We start from the raw sequence: 18577 nt of genomic DNA, 5'->3' as shown, positions 1-18577 counted from the left end.
ATGGACCGCCGCGAAATCGCCGCCCTGCTGGCCTACATCGGCCGACTCGACCCCCGCACCATCCGCACCGACCAGGGCGAAGCACGCGACCAGCTCGCCCAGTGGCACGAACTGCTCGCCGACGTGCCGATGGCCACCCCGCACGGCTGGGACGTCCTCGTCGCCGCCCGCCGGCACATCCGCACCTCGCCGTACCAGATCCTGCCCGCGGACCTGGCCCGTCCCTGGGACAGCTACCGGCGCGACCGCCTGGCCCGGCACTCCGACCCAACGCCGTCCGCCGATCCGGACGACCAGGCCGCCTGGACCGCCGAACTGGCCGGAACCCGCCGCGCCGTCGCCGCCGGGCTCGCCGAGCCCGCACAGGCCCGGGCGATCACCAGCGGTCGCGACGAGATCGACCCACGGCTGGAGGCGATGCTGGAGGAGGTCGGCTCCTGCATCCCGCTCGCTGCCCGAGCCGCCCTCGCCCCCTACCGGCCCGCCCGGGCAGCACGCGAGGCAGCCATAGCCCAAGGGCAGCCCGACGCCCTGAGCGTGCGCTGCGAGTGGTGCAAGGCCCAGCCCGGCGAGCCCTGCCGCCGCCGACGGGTCGGCCCCGACGACGGAGTACGCGCAACCGCCCCGCGCGCCACACCACACCCCGGCCGCCTCGACCTCGCCGCCGCCCAGCAGGCCCAGCACACGACGCAGGCCGAGCAGCCCGCTCTGGCCTGACCAGCGCACCGACACCCACCGTCCCGCACCGGCTGCGGCGCACGCCCGTGCGCTGCAGCCGGCACCCGACGCCTCACCCGCCGAGCACCGTCCCGGTCGGCCGGTGCGGCAGCACATCGGAGACATGCCTTGCGCCACATCACCACCCACGACGCGCCAACCACCGGCCTGCGGGGCATCGCAGACACCAGCTGGCACACCCGCGGCACATGCCACGGCATGGACGTCGAAGACGCCGACGCCGTCTTCTTCCCCGGGCCCCGGGACCACGAAGAGATCGCGGAGGCGAAGGAGCTGTGCGGCTGGTGCCCGGTACGCCGCGAATGCCTCGACTTCGCCCTGGAGAACGTCCTCAAGGAAGGCGTCTGGGGCGGCCTCACCGAAGCCGAGCGGCGCCCCCTGCACGACAACCTGCACCAGCGCCTCGACTACCGCCGCGTGACCGCCTTCTTCCATGGACGCGACGTCCACCTCACCGAAACCGAGCGGCAGGCCGTCATCGACCACGCCTACGTCCGCGGCTGGCACCCCGACCGACTCGCCGCCGCCCTCCAGATCAGCCACAAGCACGCCCGCGACCTACTCCGGCAAGCCGCCAACAAGGTCCTCGACCGTGACCGCAACTACGGCATGCCCCGCCAGAAGAAGAAGCGGAAGAAGACCTCCAAGGCCAAGGGAACCCCCGCGCCCTCAGCTCCCGGTGCTCGGCAGCCGGCAGGCCGCCCGGCAGCGTCGGCCCCGGCACACGCCACTCTCAGAAAGGCTGCCTAATGCTGATGTCAAGCGATCAGGCGGAGTTGAGGGCGGCCTTCGTAGGGCTTGCGGTCGCGGAGCATGGCGTAGACGACGTTGACGCGGCGTCGGGCGAGGGCGATCAGGGCCTGGTGGTGCCGTTTGCCTTCGCTTCTCTTGCGGTCGTAGTAGGTCCTGGAGACAGGATCGCGCTGGATGGCGCAGAACGCCGACTGGTAGAAGACGCGTTTGAGGGCCTTGTCGCCGCCGGTGGCGCTGCGCGAGTAGCGGACCCTGCCGGACTGGGACAGGACCGGGGCCAGGCCGGCCGCCGCGGCCAGGGCGTCGGGGCCGGTGAACCGGTCGATGCCGCCGACCAGCGCGATGAACTCCGCGGTCAGGACTGCCCCCATCCCCGGCAGACTGCGGATGAGGGCCCCGTCAGGGTGGGCGGCCACCAGCTCCTCGATCTCCGCATCCAGCACTTTGAGCCGGTCCCGGGCAGCCATGAGGTCGGTGGCCAGTTCCCGGATGAGCTGAGCGGTGCGGCGTTCCCCGACCACGGCGGTGCGCTGGGCGTGGGCGGCGGCGAGTGCGGCTTCGGTCAGCTTCCCGGCGGCGGGCCGGTAGGCGCCGTGCCGGGACAGGTAGCTGCTGATCCGGGCTGTGCCGGCCTGCCGGATCTCGGCGGGGGTGACGTAGCGCGAGAGCAGCAGCAGGCTGGTCTTCTGGGTCGGGTCCACGACGCGTTCCAGGCCCGGGTGGATCCCGGCCAGCAGGTCGCGCAGGCGGCTGATGCGGGCTGTGGTCTCCTTGGCCAGGACGGTGCGGTGGCTGACCAGGAGCCGCAGTTCGACGGTGGCCTCCTCAGGCAGGGTGATGGCCCGCAGGTCGTCGCGGAGCATCACCTGTTCGGCGATCACCTTGGCATCACGCGGATCGGACTTGTTCTCGCCGCCCCGGGTGCCGCGGCGGGCCCGGTTGACGGCCAGGCCGGGCAGGTGGACGCAGTGCAGGCCGGCGGCCAGCAGTGTCGCGGTCAGGAGCCCTGCGATGCCGCCCATCAGGTCCATCCCGACGGTGAGGCCGTCGTGTTCGGCCTGGACGGTGAGCAGTTCACCGACGGCCTGGTCGATCGATTCGGGGTCGTTGCCGACCCGATGGCTGAGCAACGGCCGGCCCCGGCCGTCAACAACGGTCAGCCAGTGGAAGTCCTTGCCGATGTCGAAGCCTGCGGTGGCGGCCATGACGCTCCCCTCGCCGTTCAGCGTGCGGGGCGACCTCTTCCGCCTGTCCTCGCCCTACTAAGCGATGGTCCGCAGAGCCTAATCAGCAGTCCGGAAGAAGTGGCGGGGCAGGGGGCACAGCCTCTCCAGCCATTCACGGCAGCCAGCATGAAAACCATCCCTGCCCCGCTCGCGCGACCCCATCGTCGCGAACGACCGGGCCGTGCGAAAGAAGGTAGGGCAGCATGACCCACCCCGTCCGCGCCTTCGGTGCCACTTCGGACCTCCCGCTCCTCCTAGCCGCCGTCGTGCCCGCCACTCTCGTCCTGGTGCTGACCGCCTGGACCATCCGGCGCCGGGGAACCCGCCCGCAGAAACGTCCCGGCGGACCGGCGGTCAAAGTCGCCGCGGTCGCCGCGCTGGGCTGCACCGCCTACAGCGCCGACACGAGCTGGCGCTTCGCCGCCGACTACCTCGACATGGCCGGCACCGCCGAGCGGGCCGGCATGTTCGCCGCCGCCGAACTCGCCTTGTTCGCCACCGCTCTGATGGCACGGCAGAACCTCGCCATCCAGGGCGCCCCCGGGCTGCCGGGCACGCTGGTCTGGGTGATCACCACCGTGCAGGTGATCCCCGCCTACGCCGAGAGCGGCCCCATCGGCGGCACGGTCCGCGCCTTCGTCGGACCGGTCATGGCAGCGATGCTGTGGCACCTCGCGATGGGCATCGAACTGCGGCTGCGCACCCCCGGCGCCGCCTCGAACGGACTGATCGCCGTCCTGGGCCGGGAGGCACGCGAACGGCTGCTGTCCCGCCTGGGTATCGCCGCGCGCGACCGCGACGCCGCGCAGATCACCCGGGACCGGGCCACCACCCGCGCGGTCGCCCTCGCAGTTCGCCTCGCCGACCGCACGCCCGAGCAGCAGAGGAACCGCCACGGCCGACGGCTGACCCGGCGCCTGTCGAAGGCGGTCGGCAGGGCCTCGGTCGGCACCGACCCCCTCCAGCGTGCGCAACTGCTCGACCAGCTCGCCGCCCGTCGGCACGCCCTCGCGCTCGCCACGGTCCCGCTCCCCTCTCCCTGGTCCCCGGCCGCGCACCGCACCACAGCGGCAGCAACGGTCCCCTCACAGCCGATGCCGGATGCGCCGGTCCCCGTCCACGGTCCCGACGAGTCCGACTCGGGCCGGGGACCGGGCGGCCTGCGGGGACCGGTCCCCGAAATTGCTGACTCGGAGGCATCGGCAGACGCGGGGACCGAAGATTTCCAGACGGGGACCGTCACGGGGACCGAGGCACCGAAAAGCGGCTCGGTCCCGGGGACCGGTCCCGCGACTCCGGAGGCCGCGGAGGGAGAATCTGCAGGCGCGGGGACCGGTCGCGGCTTGCGAGAAGCTCCTGCTCAGGGCGCCGATTCGCGTCGGGGACCGAGCGCCGCCGATTCGGGGACCGAGACCACCGGGGACCGGGGAGCGACCGACACCGAATCGGGGACCGAGACCACCGGGGACCGGGGACCGACCGACACCGAATCGGGGACCGAGACCACCGGGGACCGGGGATACAAGGTCCCTCTGCGTCGGAAGACGACGCCGAAGGCCCGGACGAGGAACAAGGGGAAGCGCGGCCGGCCCCGGACTCCGCAGGCGCAGCGACCGCCCCGTGAACCGGAGCAGTCGGTGGACCAGCTCGTCCAGCAGGTCCGTCCGCACGTCCCCGCCCTGCTCGAACGGGACGGCAACGAGGCTGTCACCCGTGTGCAGCTGCGGGAGATCCTCCGCCGCGAGGGTCTGAAGGGCGGCCGGAACGACCGGCTGAGCCTCGTCCTCCAGCAGCTGCGGAGCGACGACACCACGACGACCAGGAAAAGCGCCCGATGAAGACCTGCCACCAGTTCGACACCGTACGCGCGGAGTACCAGCGGGAGATCGGCTTCATGGTCGCCCACTCCCAGCGGCACGCGGGCAGGCCGGCCGCGAAGTCCAGCGCGAAGCAGGCTGCCTCGGCGAAGCAGCGGATGGCCCGCGCGCTCAACAGCCACGTCAGCCGCTGCCCCGAGTGCGGCTGACCCGGCAAAACCCCAGCTCAAGGCCCTCATCGCAACCGGTGGCCCGGCTCCGTGCCGGGCCATCGACCCGCTCCAGGAGACACGCCGTGATTCCTCGCCCCTCTCGCTCGGCCGAGCCCACATCCGCCGAGGCCAGCGCCTGGGCCGACGTCCTGGTCCGCCGGCGACTCCTGCACGCCGCCGTCCTCATGCCGAGCGGTCAGTGGCTCGTCCAGGACCACCCCGACGGACCTGTCCGCCTCCGGCAAGGGCCGGCCGGCATCCTGGCCCTGGCCGCGGCCATTCAGCACCACACTCGCTCCGCGAGGCCCGCAACCCGATGACGAACGCACCCAAGAGCAGCACCACCCCGGAAGTTGATCCCGACTCCAACTCGGTCTCGGGGCGAGCAAGTTATCCCCTTGGATACTCCGCCTTGAGCGAAGTATCCAAGGGCTCCTCCGTCCCTGGGGGGCCGGGGCTCGTCCGGCGCCGGGGGACGCCAGACGAGGAGGCTGCGACCGAGGGCGGATCGCAGCCAGAGGGAATACAGGACGAACGTGAGCAGCCGCGTACGCGCCGCCGCAAGTACCAGCGCCGTCAGCGTCCGCACGTCCGCAACACCCGCTTCAGTGACGACGAACTCGTCCTTGTGACCGCCGGTGCGAAGGCCGCCGGCCTCACCCTCGCCGGTTTCCTTGCCCGTGCTGCCCTCTCTGCTGCCCGCGACCTCGAACGGACCGCAAGTGCCGTTGCCGACGAGCGTGAGGTGATCGCCGAGTTCTTCGCCGCCCGTCGGCACCTCGGCCGCATCGGCAGCAACTTGAACCAGATCGCCCGAGCGGTCAACTCCGGAGCGCACCCGGGCGAACTCGATGTGGTCATCGCAGCCACCGACCGCGCCGTCCAGCGCGTCCAGCACGCCACCGACCAACTCCTCCACCAGGACTAGGACCTCCTCGCCTCCATGATCCCCAGGATCCAGAAGCGCGGGCAGCGCACCATCGGCCTCCTCTACTACCTCTACGGACCAGGCAAGTTCGAGGAGCACAGCGACCCCCACCTCGTCGCCTCCTGGGATCACAACGCTCCCGACCCGGGCCGCGACGCCACCGCGACCCTCAAACAGCTTCAGCAGCTCCTGGACCAGCCCGTCGAGAACATCGACCCGTCGCAGCGCCCGAAGAGGCACGTGTGGCATCTGTCCGTGCGCAATGGCAGCGAGGACCGGATCCTCTCTGACGAGGAATGGGCAGACGTGGCCCGCCGGATGGTCGCCGCTGCGGGGATCGACGATCCCGAGGCAGGTGCGGGCTGCCGGTGGGCGGCCGTCCGGCACGCGGATGACCACATCCACATCGTCGCCACCCTGGTCCGCGAAGACGGGTACAAACCTGACCTCGACCACGACGCGACCCGTGTGCAGGCCCAGGCCCGGGTCCTCGAAGCGGAGCTGGGTCTGCGACGCCTGAACAAGGGTGACGGCACCGCGGCGAAGCGACCCACCAGCGCCGAACGGCACAAGGCCGAGCGCCAGGGGCGCGAGCGCACCGCCCGTGAGGACCTGCGCGAAACCGTACGGCGGGCGGTGGCCGGCGCGAGGAGTGACGAGGAGTTCTTCGACCGGCTTGCCACCGCTGGCCTCCTGATCCGCAAGCGCGCCGCGCCCTCCGGTGACCTGCTCGGATACAAGGTCGCCCTGCCCGACGACCTGAACAAGGACGGCGAGCCCATCTTCTACCCCGGCGCGCGCCTGGCCCCCGACCTTTCGCTGCCCCGCATCCGCGAGCGCTGGTCCGGAGACACCCCGGCTTCGCGGCGGGAGGATGCGATCCGTACGGGGCCGGGCAGTCCGGCCGCAGCACGCCGTGGCACAGCCTCGGCGGTGTGGCAGGCCGTGCTCGTTGTCGAGCACGGCGACGACGCGGTCGCCGCCGCCCATATCGCCGCGGCCGGCGAGGTCCTGGATGCCCTCGCGAAGACGTCCGCTGCCCACACCCGCCGCGAACTGCGCGACGCAGCAGCGGCTTTCGAGCGGGCCTCGCGCTCTCACGTCCGCGCCGTGCGCGGGCACGAGCAGGCTCTGCGGCAGGCCGCCCGCGACCTCGTCCACGGCGGCCCGGCCCTGGGCCGCGGGGAGGACGGCGCGACCACCGCGATGGCGATCGACATGCTGTTCTTCCTCATCACCGCCGCCGCGCACTGGCACGCCCGGAAGGGACACGCCCAGCAGGCCGAGGCCGCCGCCCGGACTGCCGAGCACCTGCGCACCGCCTACCAGGCCGCCGCCGCACGACCCCTCGGTGTCCTCTACCGGCGCGGACGACGTCTGGGTCGGTCGATGCTCCAGCGGCAGACCGTACTGCTGCGCGACGCGCTGCCGGAGCTGGCCGAGCAGATCCTCGGCGAACCCGGCTGGTACTCCCTGGCGGCGACCATCGCGGAAGCCGAAGCCGCTGGCCACGACCCGGCCGCTCTCCTGTCCGACGTTGCCGCACGGCGCGAACTCGGCACCGCGGACTCCGTCAGCGACGTGCTCGTGTGGCGGATGCGACGGACCGCCGATCTGCCCGCCGACGCCTCCCGCCTGCCCGAGACCAGCACCGCAGGGACACGGTCGGCGACGCGGCAGGCGACCACCAGGCCCTCCACGCCCGGCAGGCGGCGCAGCGGCGAGGAAACCTCGCATCAGACCCGGTAAGCCCGCCGGATACCGGCACGCAGCCTCCGCGCATCACCGAGAAGAGGGACAGCGTCACCGCTCCGCTTGTCATCCACAGCATGGTCGTGCGCCACTTCGGACCTCGGAGACGACCAGGCCCAACGGGGGGGGCTGGCGGCATCCGTGCACCCGCAGGACGGACGAGCATGGCGCGGGTGGGGCACGTCGAGCCAGTGGACGCCACGGAGTTGAGCGGTCGTGGGAGACGACGAGGGGTGATCGGGTCCCCCGTGGCTACGCCGCCGCGCCGTTGCCCGACACGCATCGTGGCCAACTCGTCCTCAGGTCAGTCGAGAAGCCGAGCGCCCGTACTGACCTGGCCAGATGGACTGTGGACTTTGTGAGTTGAAGCCGCCGCGGGTGTCGGGCACGATCATGAAACGCGCAGGACGAGGTGACGAGGTAGAGGAGGACGCCAGGGTGTTTCACCGGATACGCCGCCGGGCCAAGGCACCGAGCGAGGCTCAGAAGCAGTTCGCCGAACTGCATGCACGGCTCCATGGCCAGGTCCCGCCTGGCATCGGAGTGCCGGCGCCTGAGCCGGAGCCCGCCGACCCTGGCGCCGCCGTGGACGACTTCCTCCCACCGGAACTGCGGGTGCCGAGCCACGATCAGGTCGAGGGCACGATGATGCCGTGGAAACAGCCCCTCATCCTCGACGGCGAGATGGCCGCCTGCGCCGAGTGCGGCGCGTACCGGGACTGGCTCGTCCTCTCCACCCGCGGCGAGATCTGGCTGCGCTGCCGGGCCGGCCACCAGCAGCAGGAGACCCGCATCGACACCGCCTGGTTCAACCGGCACTCCGGACCGGCGGACGCCACGTACGCCACGTTCGAGGACTGCCTGCGCCACCTCGGGCACTGACCACCACTCCTACGACCCCACCGGGCCCGCGGGCCCGCACTGACCACCCGTCGCCCAGCACCAAGGGGTCAGTTCCGTCATGCGCGTTCGCATCGCCGCCACCGTCCTCGGCATCACCGCCGCCCTCCTCGCCCTGCCCGCCTGCTCCACCGCAGCCGAGCACCAGACCTCGCCCGCCGCCCGGCCGGGAAAGCCAGTTGGCACCACCCAGAAGCCCGCCGCGCTCTCCTCGGCCGCGCTCAAGTCCCGCCTGCTCGACCAGAGCGACCTCGGCAGCGGCTACCTGCCCAAGCCACAGCGTCCGGCCCAGCACCACGATGTCACCGTCATCGGCTGCCCGGCCCTGAGCGAACTGGGCGGCAACGCGGCGACCGGAGGCACGCTCGCCTTCCCGCACAAGGCGAAGGCGGACTTCACCTACGGCGGCAGTTCTTCCGAGATTTCCGAGGAGCTGTACAGCGACAGCGCGAAGAAGCTCTCCGACGGCGTCGACCGGATCTTCGACGCCATGACCGGCTGCCCGACCTACCAGGTCGTCGCGGGCGGCACTCCGGTCGACGTGGCCTCGCAAGAGCTGTCCGCGCCCCGCGCGCTCGGTGACGAGCAGTGGAGCCAGCTCCTGACATTCACCGCAGGAGGACAGAGCACCGTGGTCAAGCAGACCGCGATCCGCGACGGCAGCCTGCTGCTGATCGTCTCCGGCTCCCCGGCCCTCGTCGACCGCCACCTCGACAAGGCCCTCAGCAAGGCCACGTCAGCCAGCTGACCTGCCCGCCTGTCCCGCGCCGCTGCCTCCGACCGCTGCCATGAGGATGCTGTTGGCGAAGTCGGAGCCTGCGTGATCCTCTACCTGCAGCCGGGCGGCGCGGAGGTGCCGCGTCCGGCAGACCCGGACGCAGCACCTCTGTGGTGTTCAGGTCAGCACGAGGAGGCGGACAGATGCACCAGATTGAGCAACTCGCGGACCAGCCCGCCGGACAACGTGGCGGAAGCGGCATAGAACGCCGCCTGCCCGAGGCCCTGGACAAGACAGCGGCGTGCGCGTCGCCGCTCAGGCACGGGGCGGTGCGTACGGTGGGACATGACGGTCTCCGTTCAGGGGATGAGTCGGCTGCCCCCGCACCGCGTGTTCCTGGCAGGGATACGGTGCGGGGCGCAGTTTTTGCTGACCCCAAGCCTTACGGGGGACGTGCGCTGAATGCAGCTTCCGGGGCTCGAATCTCGATGTAAGTTCGGCCCCATGAACGGGAATCGGACCACCACGTGGGTCGAGGGAACCTCGGCCGATCTGGTCGCCGACGCACACGCCCTGGGCGTGATCAAAGCCAGTCCCAGGATGGTGACCTCCTGGGTCGAGAACGGGATGCTCGCGAACCCCGAACCGCGCAAGACCAGCGCGCACGGCAGCGACCCACGGGTCTTCCCTCCGGAGCAACGCGAGCTGTTCACCAGACTCCTGGAGGCTCGTGAGCGCTCCCCACTGGGGCGCATCCCGCAACGCTCCCTGATCCGGATCGTGCTGTACCTGTGGCTGATCGACGACACGATCGTTCTCACCCCGCAGGCACGCCGAGCCTGGCGCACCCACGCGCGCGCCACCGGCCAGACGAGCGCCGTCCGGCGCCGCGAGAACGTCCGCGCCATCGTCGAGCAACTCGCCCACCCCTCAGCCACCCTCAAGCAGCGGCGGGCCGCCCAGCTCGTCCTGGAGGAAGGCGAGCGGACCGGGCGGATCGACCTCAACAGGCTGACCGCGGTCCTCACGGAGCTGTACTCGCCCTGGCCCGTCCAGCCCGGCATGCCGAGGATCGAACGAGCCGTTCCCGGCCCGTACGGGCCCGTCCCCATCCAGGACCACATCGCCATGTGGAAGGCCCGCCAGCAGACGATCAGCCTCCTCAAGCAGGAGCAGGTCGACGAGGCCGAGCTCGACCGGGTGCGCGCCGCATACAGGCCGATGTGGGCCGACTACCAGGCCCGTCGGCCCGCCATGGCGACCATCGGCGCCGGAGAGTTCGCGTCCTACTTCGCTGAGCCCGACACCATGGAGGGGCGCGCCATCGAGGCGGTCGATGCGTTCGTGTCGACGCTCGCCGGCGAACTTGGGCACATCGAAGCCGCGTCCCACGCCGCCGAGACGGCACGCCTCAAACTGGCTCGCTGACAGTCTCCGAAGCCAGTCGGCCCTCCCCGCTGAGGAATCATTCTGGGCGTCGAAGATCCAACGGCCACTCCACCCGAGAAGCAGGAAAGCCCGGCACCCCCAAGTGGGAGGGTGCCGGACTGCAATCGTCGCGAGATACGAGCGGGAGGCTAGATGGTCGGTGCTCGCAGGAGCCTGTCGCGGGTGGCCTCGGGCAGCACTTGGCGCAAGACCGGTGAGGTCGAGCTGAGGGAGGCGGCGAAGGCAGCGACGAGATCGTGCGGGACGCCGGCCGCGAAGGAGGCCGCCCACAGGCACGGTGCGCCGAGCACGGGCTCGGCCCACGCCTGCCATCCGGCCGGCCCTGTCTCGTCGGCCTCCGAGGCCAGGACCTGCGGGTCGGCGTCCTGAATGAGGGGCGGGACCTCGCCGAGGCTGATGTGCGAGGTGAACGTCGGGTCCGTCGCTGCCACCTGGGGCTGGTCGATGTCGCGGAACCATCCGTGGGCGGCGACGGCGTCAAGGACCAGCTCGGATCCGGCGAGCGGCACGGCAGGCTGGCCGTGGGCATCGAGCGCCACGAGGAAGTCGACCACCGCCTCGCCGGGGACGTCGGGGGTGAAGTAGGCCGACCACTGGGCGAGCGGGCTGCTGGCCTCGGCTCGGGCGGAGACCTGCCAGGCGATCGGCAGCTCGCCTAGGTGAAACGGCTCGTCCGCCAGGCCCCACTGGGCCCAGCGCAGGGCGTCGGGGCTGATGTGCAGGACGGTGCTGCGCAGGACCTGGCGGTCCTCCGGTGCTTCGTCCGGCTCGTGCCGTCCGCGGACGATCGTCAGGCTCGTCCAGCTCAGGCCAGCGAGCGTGTCGGCGACGACGTCGTAGAGGCGCCCGTCGTCACCGGCCAGGTGCCGGGGGCCCACCCAGAATGCGGGCTGGCCGCCGCGCGGGGTGGACGAGTCGGGCGGGAAGTCGGGGTACAGGGGCGCCTCCAAGGGCTCGGTGCGTATCTAGTTGCCGCTGGCGCGGCGGCGGGGGCGGCGCGGAGGTGCCTGGACGGGGCCCTGCCATGTCAGTTCGATGGCGACCTCCGGTGGCAGGTGGCCGAGCTGGGCGGCGTCCGCGTCACGTCCTTCGGCGAGGTAGACGACGGTCCGGCCGGTCTCGTCGACCGACTGCAGGACCTGCGCCAGGCGGTGGGCCATCGGGAAGTACGGGTTCACGGCCTGGCGGACCGGAGCATTCGGGTCGCAGGCGGACAGCAGGTCGATGAGATCGCCGACGGTCATCTCCGGGGACGTCACGAACAGCCTCCTGAGGGCGGGGAAACGGGTGCGGTCGAGCGGGCTGCCGTTCGGACGGCCAGCTCACTCACAAGGCGGTCGCTATCTGACGGTCCGCGCTGTCAGCGGCGGCGCGAGGTCTCCAGCACGCGTGCTACGACGGCGGCGACGATGTCGGCCGGCGTCTCGGTGTCGAACGACACGTGGTAGCCGCGGACCTTGGCGGTTCCAGTGACGGCGATCTTCCATCCCTCGCCGTTCGTGCCGGGGCGGCCGAGCGGGAACCAGCCGAGGTAGAACCTGCCGTCCTTGCTGCTGACGTGTACGTCCGCGCGGTCATCGACGATCAGGTGGAAGTCCTCGGCGGAGAACTGGTCCATGACCAGCGTCGGCTGGCCGGGGCCGAGTTGCCACTCCCGCAGTCGCAGGGCTTCGACGGAAGTGGAGAAACCGGGGCCCGCAGGGGCTACGGTCACGGGCAATCACCTCTCTGACCTGGGGTTTCCTGCAAGGTCGTCTACGTTGACATGCCCTCGCACTCGTTGGCCAGTCTTTCCGCGATCTTTCCTGTCTGCCCCCGGCGAACTGACAGCGGAGTGGACGCAACGCCGTTATGAGAAGGCGAGTAGGTGCTCATCCAGGGCACTCGCTCCCGCCACGCGGGACACCGCGACCGGCGTCTCCGCCGCCGCCTCCCGACGCTGTGACTTTATGCTGGCGATGATAAATGCCCCACTTCAGCATAATGAGGGCCTTTTATTTCGTTGGCCGCAGCACAGGATGGATCACATGCAGCAAGAGTTCACCGCGACGATCAGCACGTCGCTGGGGCAGATCCTCGTGAAGCTGTTCCTAGAAGACGTGAGGGACCCAACCATCCAGTTCTACGCTCTCGGGTCGGGAAGCGGACGCTGGGTGGACCCACGGACCGGGTGCATCGGAATCGGCTCGATCTACCAGGAGACGATCATCCACCGTGTGATCAAGGGACTCATGATCCAGGGAGGAGACCGGATGGGCGACGGAACCGGCGGCCCCGGTTTTTCGTGCCCTAATGAGTTCCATCCGGATCTGACGTTCGAGCGGCCGTACATGTTGGCGTTGGCCGCCACCGAACCGAACGCCATCGGCTCTCAGTTCTTCATCACTACCCGGCAAGCACCTGACCTCAACGGACTGCACACGATCATCGGCGAGGTAGTCCAAGGGAGGGACGTGGTCGACGCCATCGCGCAGGTCCCAACCAACAAGGACGGCCGCCCCACCAAGGACATCGTCGTTCACTCCATCCGGTTTAACCGCTCCCCCTTCGAAGGCGAACCGCACATCGATATCTGAACTTCACATTGGAGAGGGTGGGTTACGGTCGGGTGCCCATCCAAGCCACGGCCGACCCGGACGTCGGCGCATCGGGCCTCGTTGGCATGGTCAGCGTCGGAGCCACCGGGGAAGCGGATCGAGTACCGGGCTTGTGTGGTGGCAGTGCACTGATCCGGTCGTTGCCCTTCACGCCTGTGAGCCCAGCCTGGAGCGATCCTGGTGGACAGCGGGCGAGCATCTGACGGTGGACGATTCGTGGACGACAGAGCCCCCGGATTCCAGGTTGTGGAATCCGGGGGCTCTGCGTCATGGAACAGGGTGGAGTGCGGGTCAGCTCTCGGTGGAGTCGTCGGTGGGGCTGTGCGTGCGGGTGCGGCGTGCCAGGAGGAGAGCACCTCCGCCGGCTGTGATCAACACGGCTGCGCCGCCGATCAGCCACGGTGTGGCGTCGGCTCCGGTGTGGGCGAGGGAACCTGCCGGCGCCTTCGACGTGGGGGCGCCGGCCGAGGTCGCGGCGGCGGGTGAGGAGTCGGACTCCGGTGTGTCGCTGCCCGAGGCGGACGGCGTGGTGCCTCCGGTACCGCTGCTTGGCCCATCCGGGCTCGACGGGGAGTCGGTGGGGTGGTGTGTCGGCTTGTCCGAGGGATCGGGCTTGGGGACGGTGGCCGTCTTGGCGTTGGTGATGGTCACGGTCACCGGGGCTCCGGGACCCGCGGTGAACGTCTTCGTCGGCTTGTAGCGGCTGTAGCCAGCGGGGGCCTTGATCTCCTTGACCCAGAACTGCGTCCTGCGGCTCGACACGGGCAGTTCGCCCGAAGCCGTGCCCTTGGCACTGGTGGTCAGGGTGAGCAGCGTGGAGGTGCCGGTGCCGATGTTCACGGTCGCGCCGGGCAGAAGCCTTCCCGTCTTGTCGTCCTTGGCCTGCAGGAGGACCTGGGCGGCCTTGAACGGGTCGGTGATCGTCAGCCGGGTGGTGTTGCCCGGGGTGACGATGACGTCCTGGTCGGCGACGACCTCGTGGAGCGTGCTGCCGGTGGCCGTCTGCTTGAGCCGGTAGACGCCCGGCGCGAGGTCGGGGAAGGTCAGCTTCCCCCGGGCGTCGCTCTGTCCGCGTCCGGCTTCCTGGCCGGCGGAGTCGAGCAGCAGGAACACGGCGTCGGGCAGGACGCCTCCGGCCGTGTCCTTCGCGGTGATCTCGACGCTGCCTGCGTCCGGGGCCGGTGTCTCGGCAGGGTCGGCTGAGGCCGAGGGGGCCGGTTCGGAGGGCTGGGCGCTCGCGGCCGGCGCCCAGATGAGGGTGCCGGCCACCGCGACGGTGACGGCGGCGGATCGGACAGAGCACACGTGCACGGGGAAGGGAACTCCTCGGATCTGGAAGCAGGACAGGTCAGCAGGTCCGGCCGGGGGCCGGGACGGGAGGTGGCGGGGCGACGGGTGTGTTGCCGTGCGCGGGCTTCGTGGTCGGGGTGGCGATGTGGAGGGCGCGTCGGGTCTGGACGGGGACGTCCTGGACGGTACGGTGCAGTGGCTCGGTGGAGATGAGCGAGGCGGTGAAGGCCGCGACGAGCGTGGTGGGCGTCCGGAAGGAGAAGTCCGCCTTCCAGTGCGGTTCGTCTGGATGGCCGCCCCAGGCTCGCCAGGCCGGCCCGCTGGAGCCGCTGATGTCGTAGCGGTGGCGCACGCCGCCGAGTCCATCCGGGCTGAGGAAGGTCTGCGTGCCGTCGGTCTCGACGTCGTGGCTCCAGCCGCGGGTGAGCAACGGCACGTACACCTCCTGCGCCGCCGTCTCGTCCTGGAACAGCCGGTCCTGGTCGCTGTGCAGGTCTTCGAGGTAGAGGTCGAGCAGCTCGGTGTGGACGTCGTGGACCAGTTCGACGGGGGTGGCAGCGTCGAAGTTGATCCACCAGTCCGCAGGGGTGAACGGGGCCCGGTGCGCGGTGATCACCCACGTGCCCTTGCCGCGCTTCTCGGGCTGGGGGTCGTAGATGGTCTGCAGTCGCAGGCACGGGCTGAACGCGGCAGCCGGACCGTGATTGGCCTGGGCGAACGGCCAGCCGTCGTCGTAGGGGAAGTCCCACGTGGTGCGAGGGTCGACGGCGCCGGGCCCGGCGAGATGGCGGGGAAGGACCTGCACCGGCTGGGCCGGTTCGAGGTTCTCGAAGGGGTGGGTCATCAGGGGCGGGGACTCCTGCTGAAGGGTGCGGAACGGCTGGGGAGGCGGTGGGGGCCCGGCTCAACGGGCGCGGGTGCCGTTGCGGGTGACCGGCGCGGCGGGCGCCGGTTGCGCATTGCGACCCGCTGCGCGGCCCGGGGTGGAGGTGTTCCAGGCGCCGGGGAACCAGACCGCGGTGTACTGCTCGATGGCGTCGCGTAGCCCGGTGGTGACGGCTCCGTCCCACGGAGGCCGCTCCCGGCGGTGGTACTTGTCGATCACGCCGTATCCCTGTGTGTTGGGACGGGTGTTGTTGGCTTCGTGGCGGCGGTGGAATGTGCCGTGGTCCAGGAAGCTGAGTGCCACCGCGTCGATCTCCCCGCGGTCCCGGTGGACGATCGCCGCCCGCAGCCCGCCGTAGGTGTCCGCCTGGATGGTGCGGGTGAATTCGATCCGCAGCCGCAGTGGTGTGCCCGGGACGGGGGCGGCGAAGTAGGTGTTGCCGACCACGGCGTGGTCGGGGAACGGGAGGCAAAGCTCTGCGAAGAACTCGGGTGCCTGCAGGAACAAGAAGGGGCTCCGGTCGAGGTCGAGTTGGTGTTACCGACGAGGGCCGGGCAGCGCGGGCTGGCTGGTGGTGCTCCAGCGCGGAACGCTGGCGGCGGGAAGCGCGGCCGGGCGGCGGGAGGCAATGCGCCGGACGTCGAGGGGGGTCGGGATCGACGGGCCGGTCGGGAGGATGGGGGTGAGCTGGGCCAGACCGTCGGCGGGGGCGAAGGGGGGGGAGTCATGTGGTCAGCGGCGAAGGCCGGGGCGGGGGCCGTGGGCCGGTGCGGGCCGGGGTGTGGCGGTGGTCCATCGGCGCACGCTGCGGGCCGGGACGGCGGCCGGGCGGCGGGCTGCGGCGGTCCGCTGGACGTCGAGCGGGGTCGGCGCAGGTGGCCGGGGCGGTGTGACCTGGGTGAGCCGGGCCAACTGAGCGAGCCGCGGGTCGAGTGACTGCTTGTAGCGCAGGACGGGGGTGAGGTCGGCGAGGGCGGCGGCGGTTGCGGCGATCAGGTGTTTCGGCGTGCGTGCGGTGAAGGTCGCCTCGGCGCGGGTTCCCCAGCCGGGCGGTCCGGCCCACAAGGTCACCGTCTCGGCGTCGGGTCCCGTGGTGACGACGTCGATGCTCGCTCCGGCCAGCCCGTCCGGGGAGACGATCTCCAGCCTTCCGCGGGAGAGGGGCTTTTGCTCCCAGCCCGCGTCGAGGAACGGTCGCACCGCGTCGCTCCAGTAGTACGACCGCGAGGTGAGGAAGGAGTCGCTGTCTTCGTCCCACTCGGCGGCGAGGGCGCGGGTGAGTCCTTCGGTGATCTCGGGTGGGGTGTTCTGATTGATGCGCGCCGTCCAGCGGGGCGCGGAGACGGGGTCCTCGGCGGCGGTGATCAGCCACGTGTCGTGGTCGTCGCCGAACCATCCGATGCGGATGCGGTGGTCGGGCGAGGTGACAACCAGCTGGCACGGGCCGGCGTCGGGGCGGTGGTGGGGCCAGTGGGCCACCGGGGCGAAGCTCGGGTCGGCGTGGCCGGGCAGCCCGGCGAGGTAGCGGGGTGAGACGTACACGTCCCCGCCGGTCCACAGGTCGTTGGAAGACACAAGTTCCTGAAGTGATGAGGGGTTGGGGAGGGGGAATCAGCGGGGGCCGTGGAGCAGGGCTGCTTCGAGGTCGGCGATCCGGCCGGTGTAGTGGAGGGTGCGCAGGCCGAGGCGTTCGGCGGCCTGGCAGTTCTCCGCCCGGTCGTCGACGAACAGCACCCTGCGCGGATCACGGGCTCCGGTCGCGGACAGTGCCTGCCGGTAGGCGGCGGGGGCGGGCTTGTTCGTCTGGAGCCGGGCCGAGTAGAAGGCGCGGGTCATGAGCCGGCGGCACCAGTCGGTGGTGTCGAGGACGTCGCTGAGGTGGGCGGGCGCGTTCGACAGCAGGAAGAGCGGCAGCCCGTTGCGGTGGGCGCGTTCCAGGAGTGCGAGGACGCGGTCGTCGGTGGTGGTCCACATGTCGGTGTCGGCGTCGCGCAGCTGGCGCAGCAGGCGCGGACCGGGGTGGGCGCCGAGGACTTTGGCCCAGTACGCCATGTCGCTCAACTGGCCGGCGTCGTAGGCCGGTCGGGCGGCCCAGACGGCTTCCTGGAAGCCTGCGAGGTCCTGCTCGGGCCAGTGGGCGGTGTGGGCGAGGTGCCGCCACTGATCATGTAGGGGCTGCGCGCCGAGGACGCCGTTGTAGTCGAGGATCGCGGCGTCGAGGCCGGGGTGTGCGCTGGTGGTGCGGGTCAAGGGGTGGGAGTCTCCAGGGCGCGGTGGGCGAGAGCGGCGACGGCGGCGGCGAGCAGGGCGGGCAGCAGCTGGGCCGTGGACAAGGAAGTGACGCTGGCGAGGGCACCGATGAGGGCGGGCCCGGCGAGCAGGCCGAGGTAGCCGGTGACGGAGACCGTGGCCACCGCCGTGGGCCCGCCGGCCCCGGCAGCGCTGATGAGCGAGGGGATGGTGGTGGACAGCCCGAGGCCGAAGACAGCCCACCCGGCCAGGGCGACCGGCACGCTGTCGGCCGACGCGCCGGTGGCCAGCCCGGCCGCCGCGAACAGCGCGCCGGCACGAACCACGGCGGGGGCGCCGAAGGCGGCGGTGAGCGTGTCACCAGTCAGCCGTCCGGCCATCATGGCGGCGCTGTAGAGGGCGAACGCTGTGGCGCTGACCGCCGTCGTGGCGTGCAGGCTGTGCAGGTGGACGGCGGCCCAGTCGGCTGCCGCTCCCTCGCCGAGCAGGATCGCGGCGGCCAGAGCGCCCAGCAGCCACAGCTTCGCTGCCGACAACGCCCGGCCGCCGTCAGCCCCGGCCCCGATGACCGCTGCCGGTTGCCCCGTCCCGGTCAGTACGCGGGTGCATGATGCAGTGCAGAGCACGGTGACGGTCAGGACCAGTCCGGTCACCAGGAAGAGGGTGGTGTGCGGTGTACGGACCGTCGCGGCGGCGAGGACGGCACCTGCGAGGGCGCCGCATGAGTAGGCGGCGTGCAGGGACGCCATGATGGGCCGGCCGTATTCGTTCTGGCAGCGCACTGCCGCCGTGTTGAGGGCGACGTCGAGGATTCCGTGCGCGGCCCCGAAGACCAGTGCGGCCAGGAGCAGCCAGGAGAAGTCGGTGCACTGGCCCAGGGCGGCGAGACATCCTGCGAGGCCGGCCCCGCCAGCGATCGTGAGGACGGGCAGCCGCTCCGGCCGGGCCAGGCGACCGCCGGTGGTGAGAAGCCGTTGTCTTTCCGGATGTGATCGTTGAGTTTCCGCTGATCAGGCATGGTGTCGGTGTCGCCGAGGGAGGGTTCGGACGTTCAGTTCGTT

General features: G+C 71.1%; 20 protein-coding genes and 1 pseudogene. 10 read left to right on the top strand and 11 right to left on the bottom strand.

Annotated elements, in window-relative coordinates:
* Both ACIRR9_RS44340 and ACIRR9_RS44335 read left to right on the top strand, forming a co-directional pair.
* Positions 1 to 717 (top strand): hypothetical protein, encoded by a 717-nt coding sequence (locus ACIRR9_RS44340; RefSeq protein ID WP_403764543.1) that lies wholly within the window; start codon positions 1 to 3, stop codon positions 715 to 717.
* Positions 718 to 846: 129 nt separating this feature from the next.
* A complete protein-coding gene (locus ACIRR9_RS44335) occupies positions 847 to 1488 on the top strand; it encodes a WhiB family transcriptional regulator (RefSeq protein ID WP_403764541.1) in 642 nt (213 codons plus the stop codon).
* 8 nt (positions 1489 to 1496) lie between these two features.
* Here ACIRR9_RS44335 and ACIRR9_RS44330 read toward each other — a convergent pair whose 3' ends face one another.
* Entirely contained in the window at positions 1497 to 2696 is a 1200-nt protein-coding gene (locus ACIRR9_RS44330; RefSeq protein WP_403764539.1) for an IS110 family transposase, read from the bottom strand.
* A 224-nt stretch (positions 2697 to 2920) separates the two neighbouring features.
* Here ACIRR9_RS44330 and ACIRR9_RS44325 point away from each other — a divergent pair, with 224 nt between their 5' ends.
* The 6 genes from ACIRR9_RS44325 to ACIRR9_RS44300 all read left to right on the top strand — a co-directional run bounded on the left by ACIRR9_RS44325 (position 2921) and on the right by ACIRR9_RS44300 (position 9074).
* Complete coding sequence (locus ACIRR9_RS44325) at positions 2921 to 4555, top strand: hypothetical protein (protein WP_403764537.1); 1635 nt, start codon at positions 2921 to 2923, stop codon at positions 4553 to 4555.
* Positions 4552 to 4743 (top strand): hypothetical protein, encoded by a 192-nt coding sequence (locus tag ACIRR9_RS44320; protein ID WP_403764535.1) that lies wholly within the window; start codon positions 4552 to 4554, stop codon positions 4741 to 4743. Before ACIRR9_RS44325 ends, ACIRR9_RS44320 begins: the two co-directional genes overlap by 4 nt.
* Positions 4744 to 5158: 415 nt before the next feature.
* On the top strand, positions 5159 to 5674 hold the full coding sequence (locus ACIRR9_RS44315; RefSeq protein WP_403764533.1) for a MobC family plasmid mobilization relaxosome protein: 516 nt from the start codon (positions 5159 to 5161) through the stop codon (positions 5672 to 5674).
* A 15-nt stretch (positions 5675 to 5689) separates the two neighbouring features.
* Positions 5690 to 7423, top strand: a complete 1734-nt coding sequence (locus ACIRR9_RS44310) for a relaxase/mobilization nuclease domain-containing protein (RefSeq protein WP_403764531.1) — start codon at positions 5690 to 5692, stop codon at positions 7421 to 7423.
* A gap of 441 nt (positions 7424 to 7864) precedes the next feature.
* Positions 7865 to 8308: a hypothetical protein gene (locus tag ACIRR9_RS44305; protein ID WP_403764529.1), complete on the top strand. Its 444-nt coding sequence runs from the start codon at positions 7865 to 7867 to the stop codon at positions 8306 to 8308.
* Between the two features lie 79 nt (positions 8309 to 8387).
* Positions 8388 to 9074 carry a hypothetical protein gene (locus tag ACIRR9_RS44300; protein ID WP_403764527.1) on the top strand — a complete coding sequence of 229 codons (687 nt, stop codon included), beginning with the start codon at positions 8388 to 8390 and terminating at the stop codon, positions 9072 to 9074.
* A gap of 152 nt (positions 9075 to 9226) precedes the next feature.
* Here the strand turns inward: ACIRR9_RS44300 and ACIRR9_RS44295 are convergent, their stop codons facing one another.
* Positions 9227 to 9391, bottom strand: coding sequence for a hypothetical protein (locus ACIRR9_RS44295; protein ID WP_403764525.1), 165 nt, complete (start codon positions 9389 to 9391; stop codon positions 9227 to 9229).
* 157 nt (positions 9392 to 9548) lie between these two features.
* Here ACIRR9_RS44295 and ACIRR9_RS44290 point away from each other — a divergent pair, with 157 nt between their 5' ends.
* Entirely contained in the window at positions 9549 to 10472 is a 924-nt protein-coding gene (locus ACIRR9_RS44290) for a hypothetical protein (RefSeq protein WP_403764524.1), read from the top strand.
* 149 nt (positions 10473 to 10621) lie between these two features.
* Here the strand turns inward: ACIRR9_RS44290 and ACIRR9_RS44285 are convergent, their stop codons facing one another.
* The 3 genes from ACIRR9_RS44285 to ACIRR9_RS44275 all read right to left on the bottom strand — a co-directional run bounded on the left by ACIRR9_RS44285 (position 10622) and on the right by ACIRR9_RS44275 (position 12207).
* Entirely contained in the window at positions 10622 to 11443 is an 822-nt protein-coding gene (locus tag ACIRR9_RS44285; RefSeq protein WP_403764522.1) for a DUF317 domain-containing protein, read from the bottom strand.
* 15 nt (positions 11444 to 11458) lie between these two features.
* Entirely contained in the window at positions 11459 to 11752 is a 294-nt protein-coding gene (locus ACIRR9_RS44280; protein WP_403764520.1) for a hypothetical protein, read from the bottom strand.
* Between the two features lie 101 nt (positions 11753 to 11853).
* Entirely contained in the window at positions 11854 to 12207 is a 354-nt protein-coding gene (locus ACIRR9_RS44275; RefSeq protein WP_403764518.1) for a DUF317 domain-containing protein, read from the bottom strand.
* A 313-nt stretch (positions 12208 to 12520) separates the two neighbouring features.
* Here ACIRR9_RS44275 and ACIRR9_RS44270 point away from each other — a divergent pair, with 313 nt between their 5' ends.
* Positions 12521 to 13069, top strand: coding sequence for a peptidylprolyl isomerase (locus ACIRR9_RS44270; RefSeq protein ID WP_403764516.1), 549 nt, complete (start codon positions 12521 to 12523; stop codon positions 13067 to 13069).
* 312 nt (positions 13070 to 13381) lie between these two features.
* Here ACIRR9_RS44270 and ACIRR9_RS44265 read toward each other — a convergent pair whose 3' ends face one another.
* The 6 genes and pseudogenes from ACIRR9_RS44265 to ACIRR9_RS44240 form a co-directional block, all read right to left on the bottom strand.
* Positions 13382 to 14401, bottom strand: coding sequence for a SpaA isopeptide-forming pilin-related protein (locus ACIRR9_RS44265; RefSeq protein WP_403764514.1), 1020 nt, complete (start codon positions 14399 to 14401; stop codon positions 13382 to 13384).
* 37 nt (positions 14402 to 14438) lie between these two features.
* A complete protein-coding gene (locus tag ACIRR9_RS44260; RefSeq protein ID WP_403764512.1) occupies positions 14439 to 15224 on the bottom strand; it encodes a DUF317 domain-containing protein in 786 nt (261 codons plus the stop codon).
* Positions 15225 to 15284: 60 nt separating this feature from the next.
* Positions 15285 to 15773, bottom strand: a complete 489-nt coding sequence (locus ACIRR9_RS44255) for a hypothetical protein (RefSeq protein ID WP_403764510.1) — start codon at positions 15771 to 15773, stop codon at positions 15285 to 15287.
* A gap of 225 nt (positions 15774 to 15998) precedes the next feature.
* Positions 15999 to 16841, bottom strand: coding sequence for a DUF317 domain-containing protein (locus ACIRR9_RS44250; RefSeq protein WP_403764508.1), 843 nt, complete (start codon positions 16839 to 16841; stop codon positions 15999 to 16001).
* A gap of 36 nt (positions 16842 to 16877) precedes the next feature.
* The gene (locus ACIRR9_RS44245; protein WP_403764506.1) at positions 16878 to 17516 is read right to left on the bottom strand and encodes an HAD-IA family hydrolase; all 639 of its coding nucleotides are present in this window, start codon (positions 17514 to 17516) and stop codon (positions 16878 to 16880) included.
* Positions 17513 to 18484, bottom strand: a pseudogene (locus tag ACIRR9_RS44240) (MFS transporter); the annotation flags it as partial. The gene ACIRR9_RS44245 and the pseudogene ACIRR9_RS44240, both read right to left, overlap by 4 nt.
* Positions 18485 to 18577 lie beyond the last annotated feature (93 nt).

The organism is Streptomyces sp. NPDC101234, assembly GCF_044767525.1.
Taxonomy (GTDB): Bacteria; Actinomycetota; Actinomycetes; order Streptomycetales; family Streptomycetaceae; genus Streptomyces; species Streptomyces sasae.
The sequence above is the reverse complement of the archived record's forward strand: the minus strand, read 5'-3'. Positions and strand labels throughout refer to the sequence as shown.

Excerpts from the sequence above, each read along its gene's own strand:
- ACIRR9_RS44340 (WP_403764543.1), top strand. The coding sequence starts at position 1 with ATGGACCGCCGCGAAATCGCCGCCCTGCTGGCCTACATCGGCCGACTC.
- ACIRR9_RS44330 (WP_403764539.1), bottom strand. The coding sequence starts at position 2,696 with ATGGCCGCCACCGCAGGCTTCGACATCGGCAAGGACTTCCACTGGCTG.
- ACIRR9_RS44325 (WP_403764537.1), top strand. The coding sequence starts at position 2,921 with ATGACCCACCCCGTCCGCGCCTTCGGTGCCACTTCGGACCTCCCGCTC.
- ACIRR9_RS44320 (WP_403764535.1), top strand. The coding sequence starts at position 4,552 with ATGAAGACCTGCCACCAGTTCGACACCGTACGCGCGGAGTACCAGCGG.
- ACIRR9_RS44310 (WP_403764531.1), top strand. The coding sequence starts at position 5,690 with ATGATCCCCAGGATCCAGAAGCGCGGGCAGCGCACCATCGGCCTCCTC.
- ACIRR9_RS44300 (WP_403764527.1), top strand. The coding sequence starts at position 8,388 with ATGCGCGTTCGCATCGCCGCCACCGTCCTCGGCATCACCGCCGCCCTC.
- ACIRR9_RS44295 (WP_403764525.1), bottom strand. The coding sequence starts at position 9,391 with ATGTCCCACCGTACGCACCGCCCCGTGCCTGAGCGGCGACGCGCACGC.
- ACIRR9_RS44290 (WP_403764524.1), top strand. The coding sequence starts at position 9,549 with ATGAACGGGAATCGGACCACCACGTGGGTCGAGGGAACCTCGGCCGAT.
- ACIRR9_RS44270 (WP_403764516.1), top strand. The coding sequence starts at position 12,521 with ATGCAGCAAGAGTTCACCGCGACGATCAGCACGTCGCTGGGGCAGATC.
- ACIRR9_RS44260 (WP_403764512.1), bottom strand. The coding sequence starts at position 15,224 with ATGACCCACCCCTTCGAGAACCTCGAACCGGCCCAGCCGGTGCAGGTC.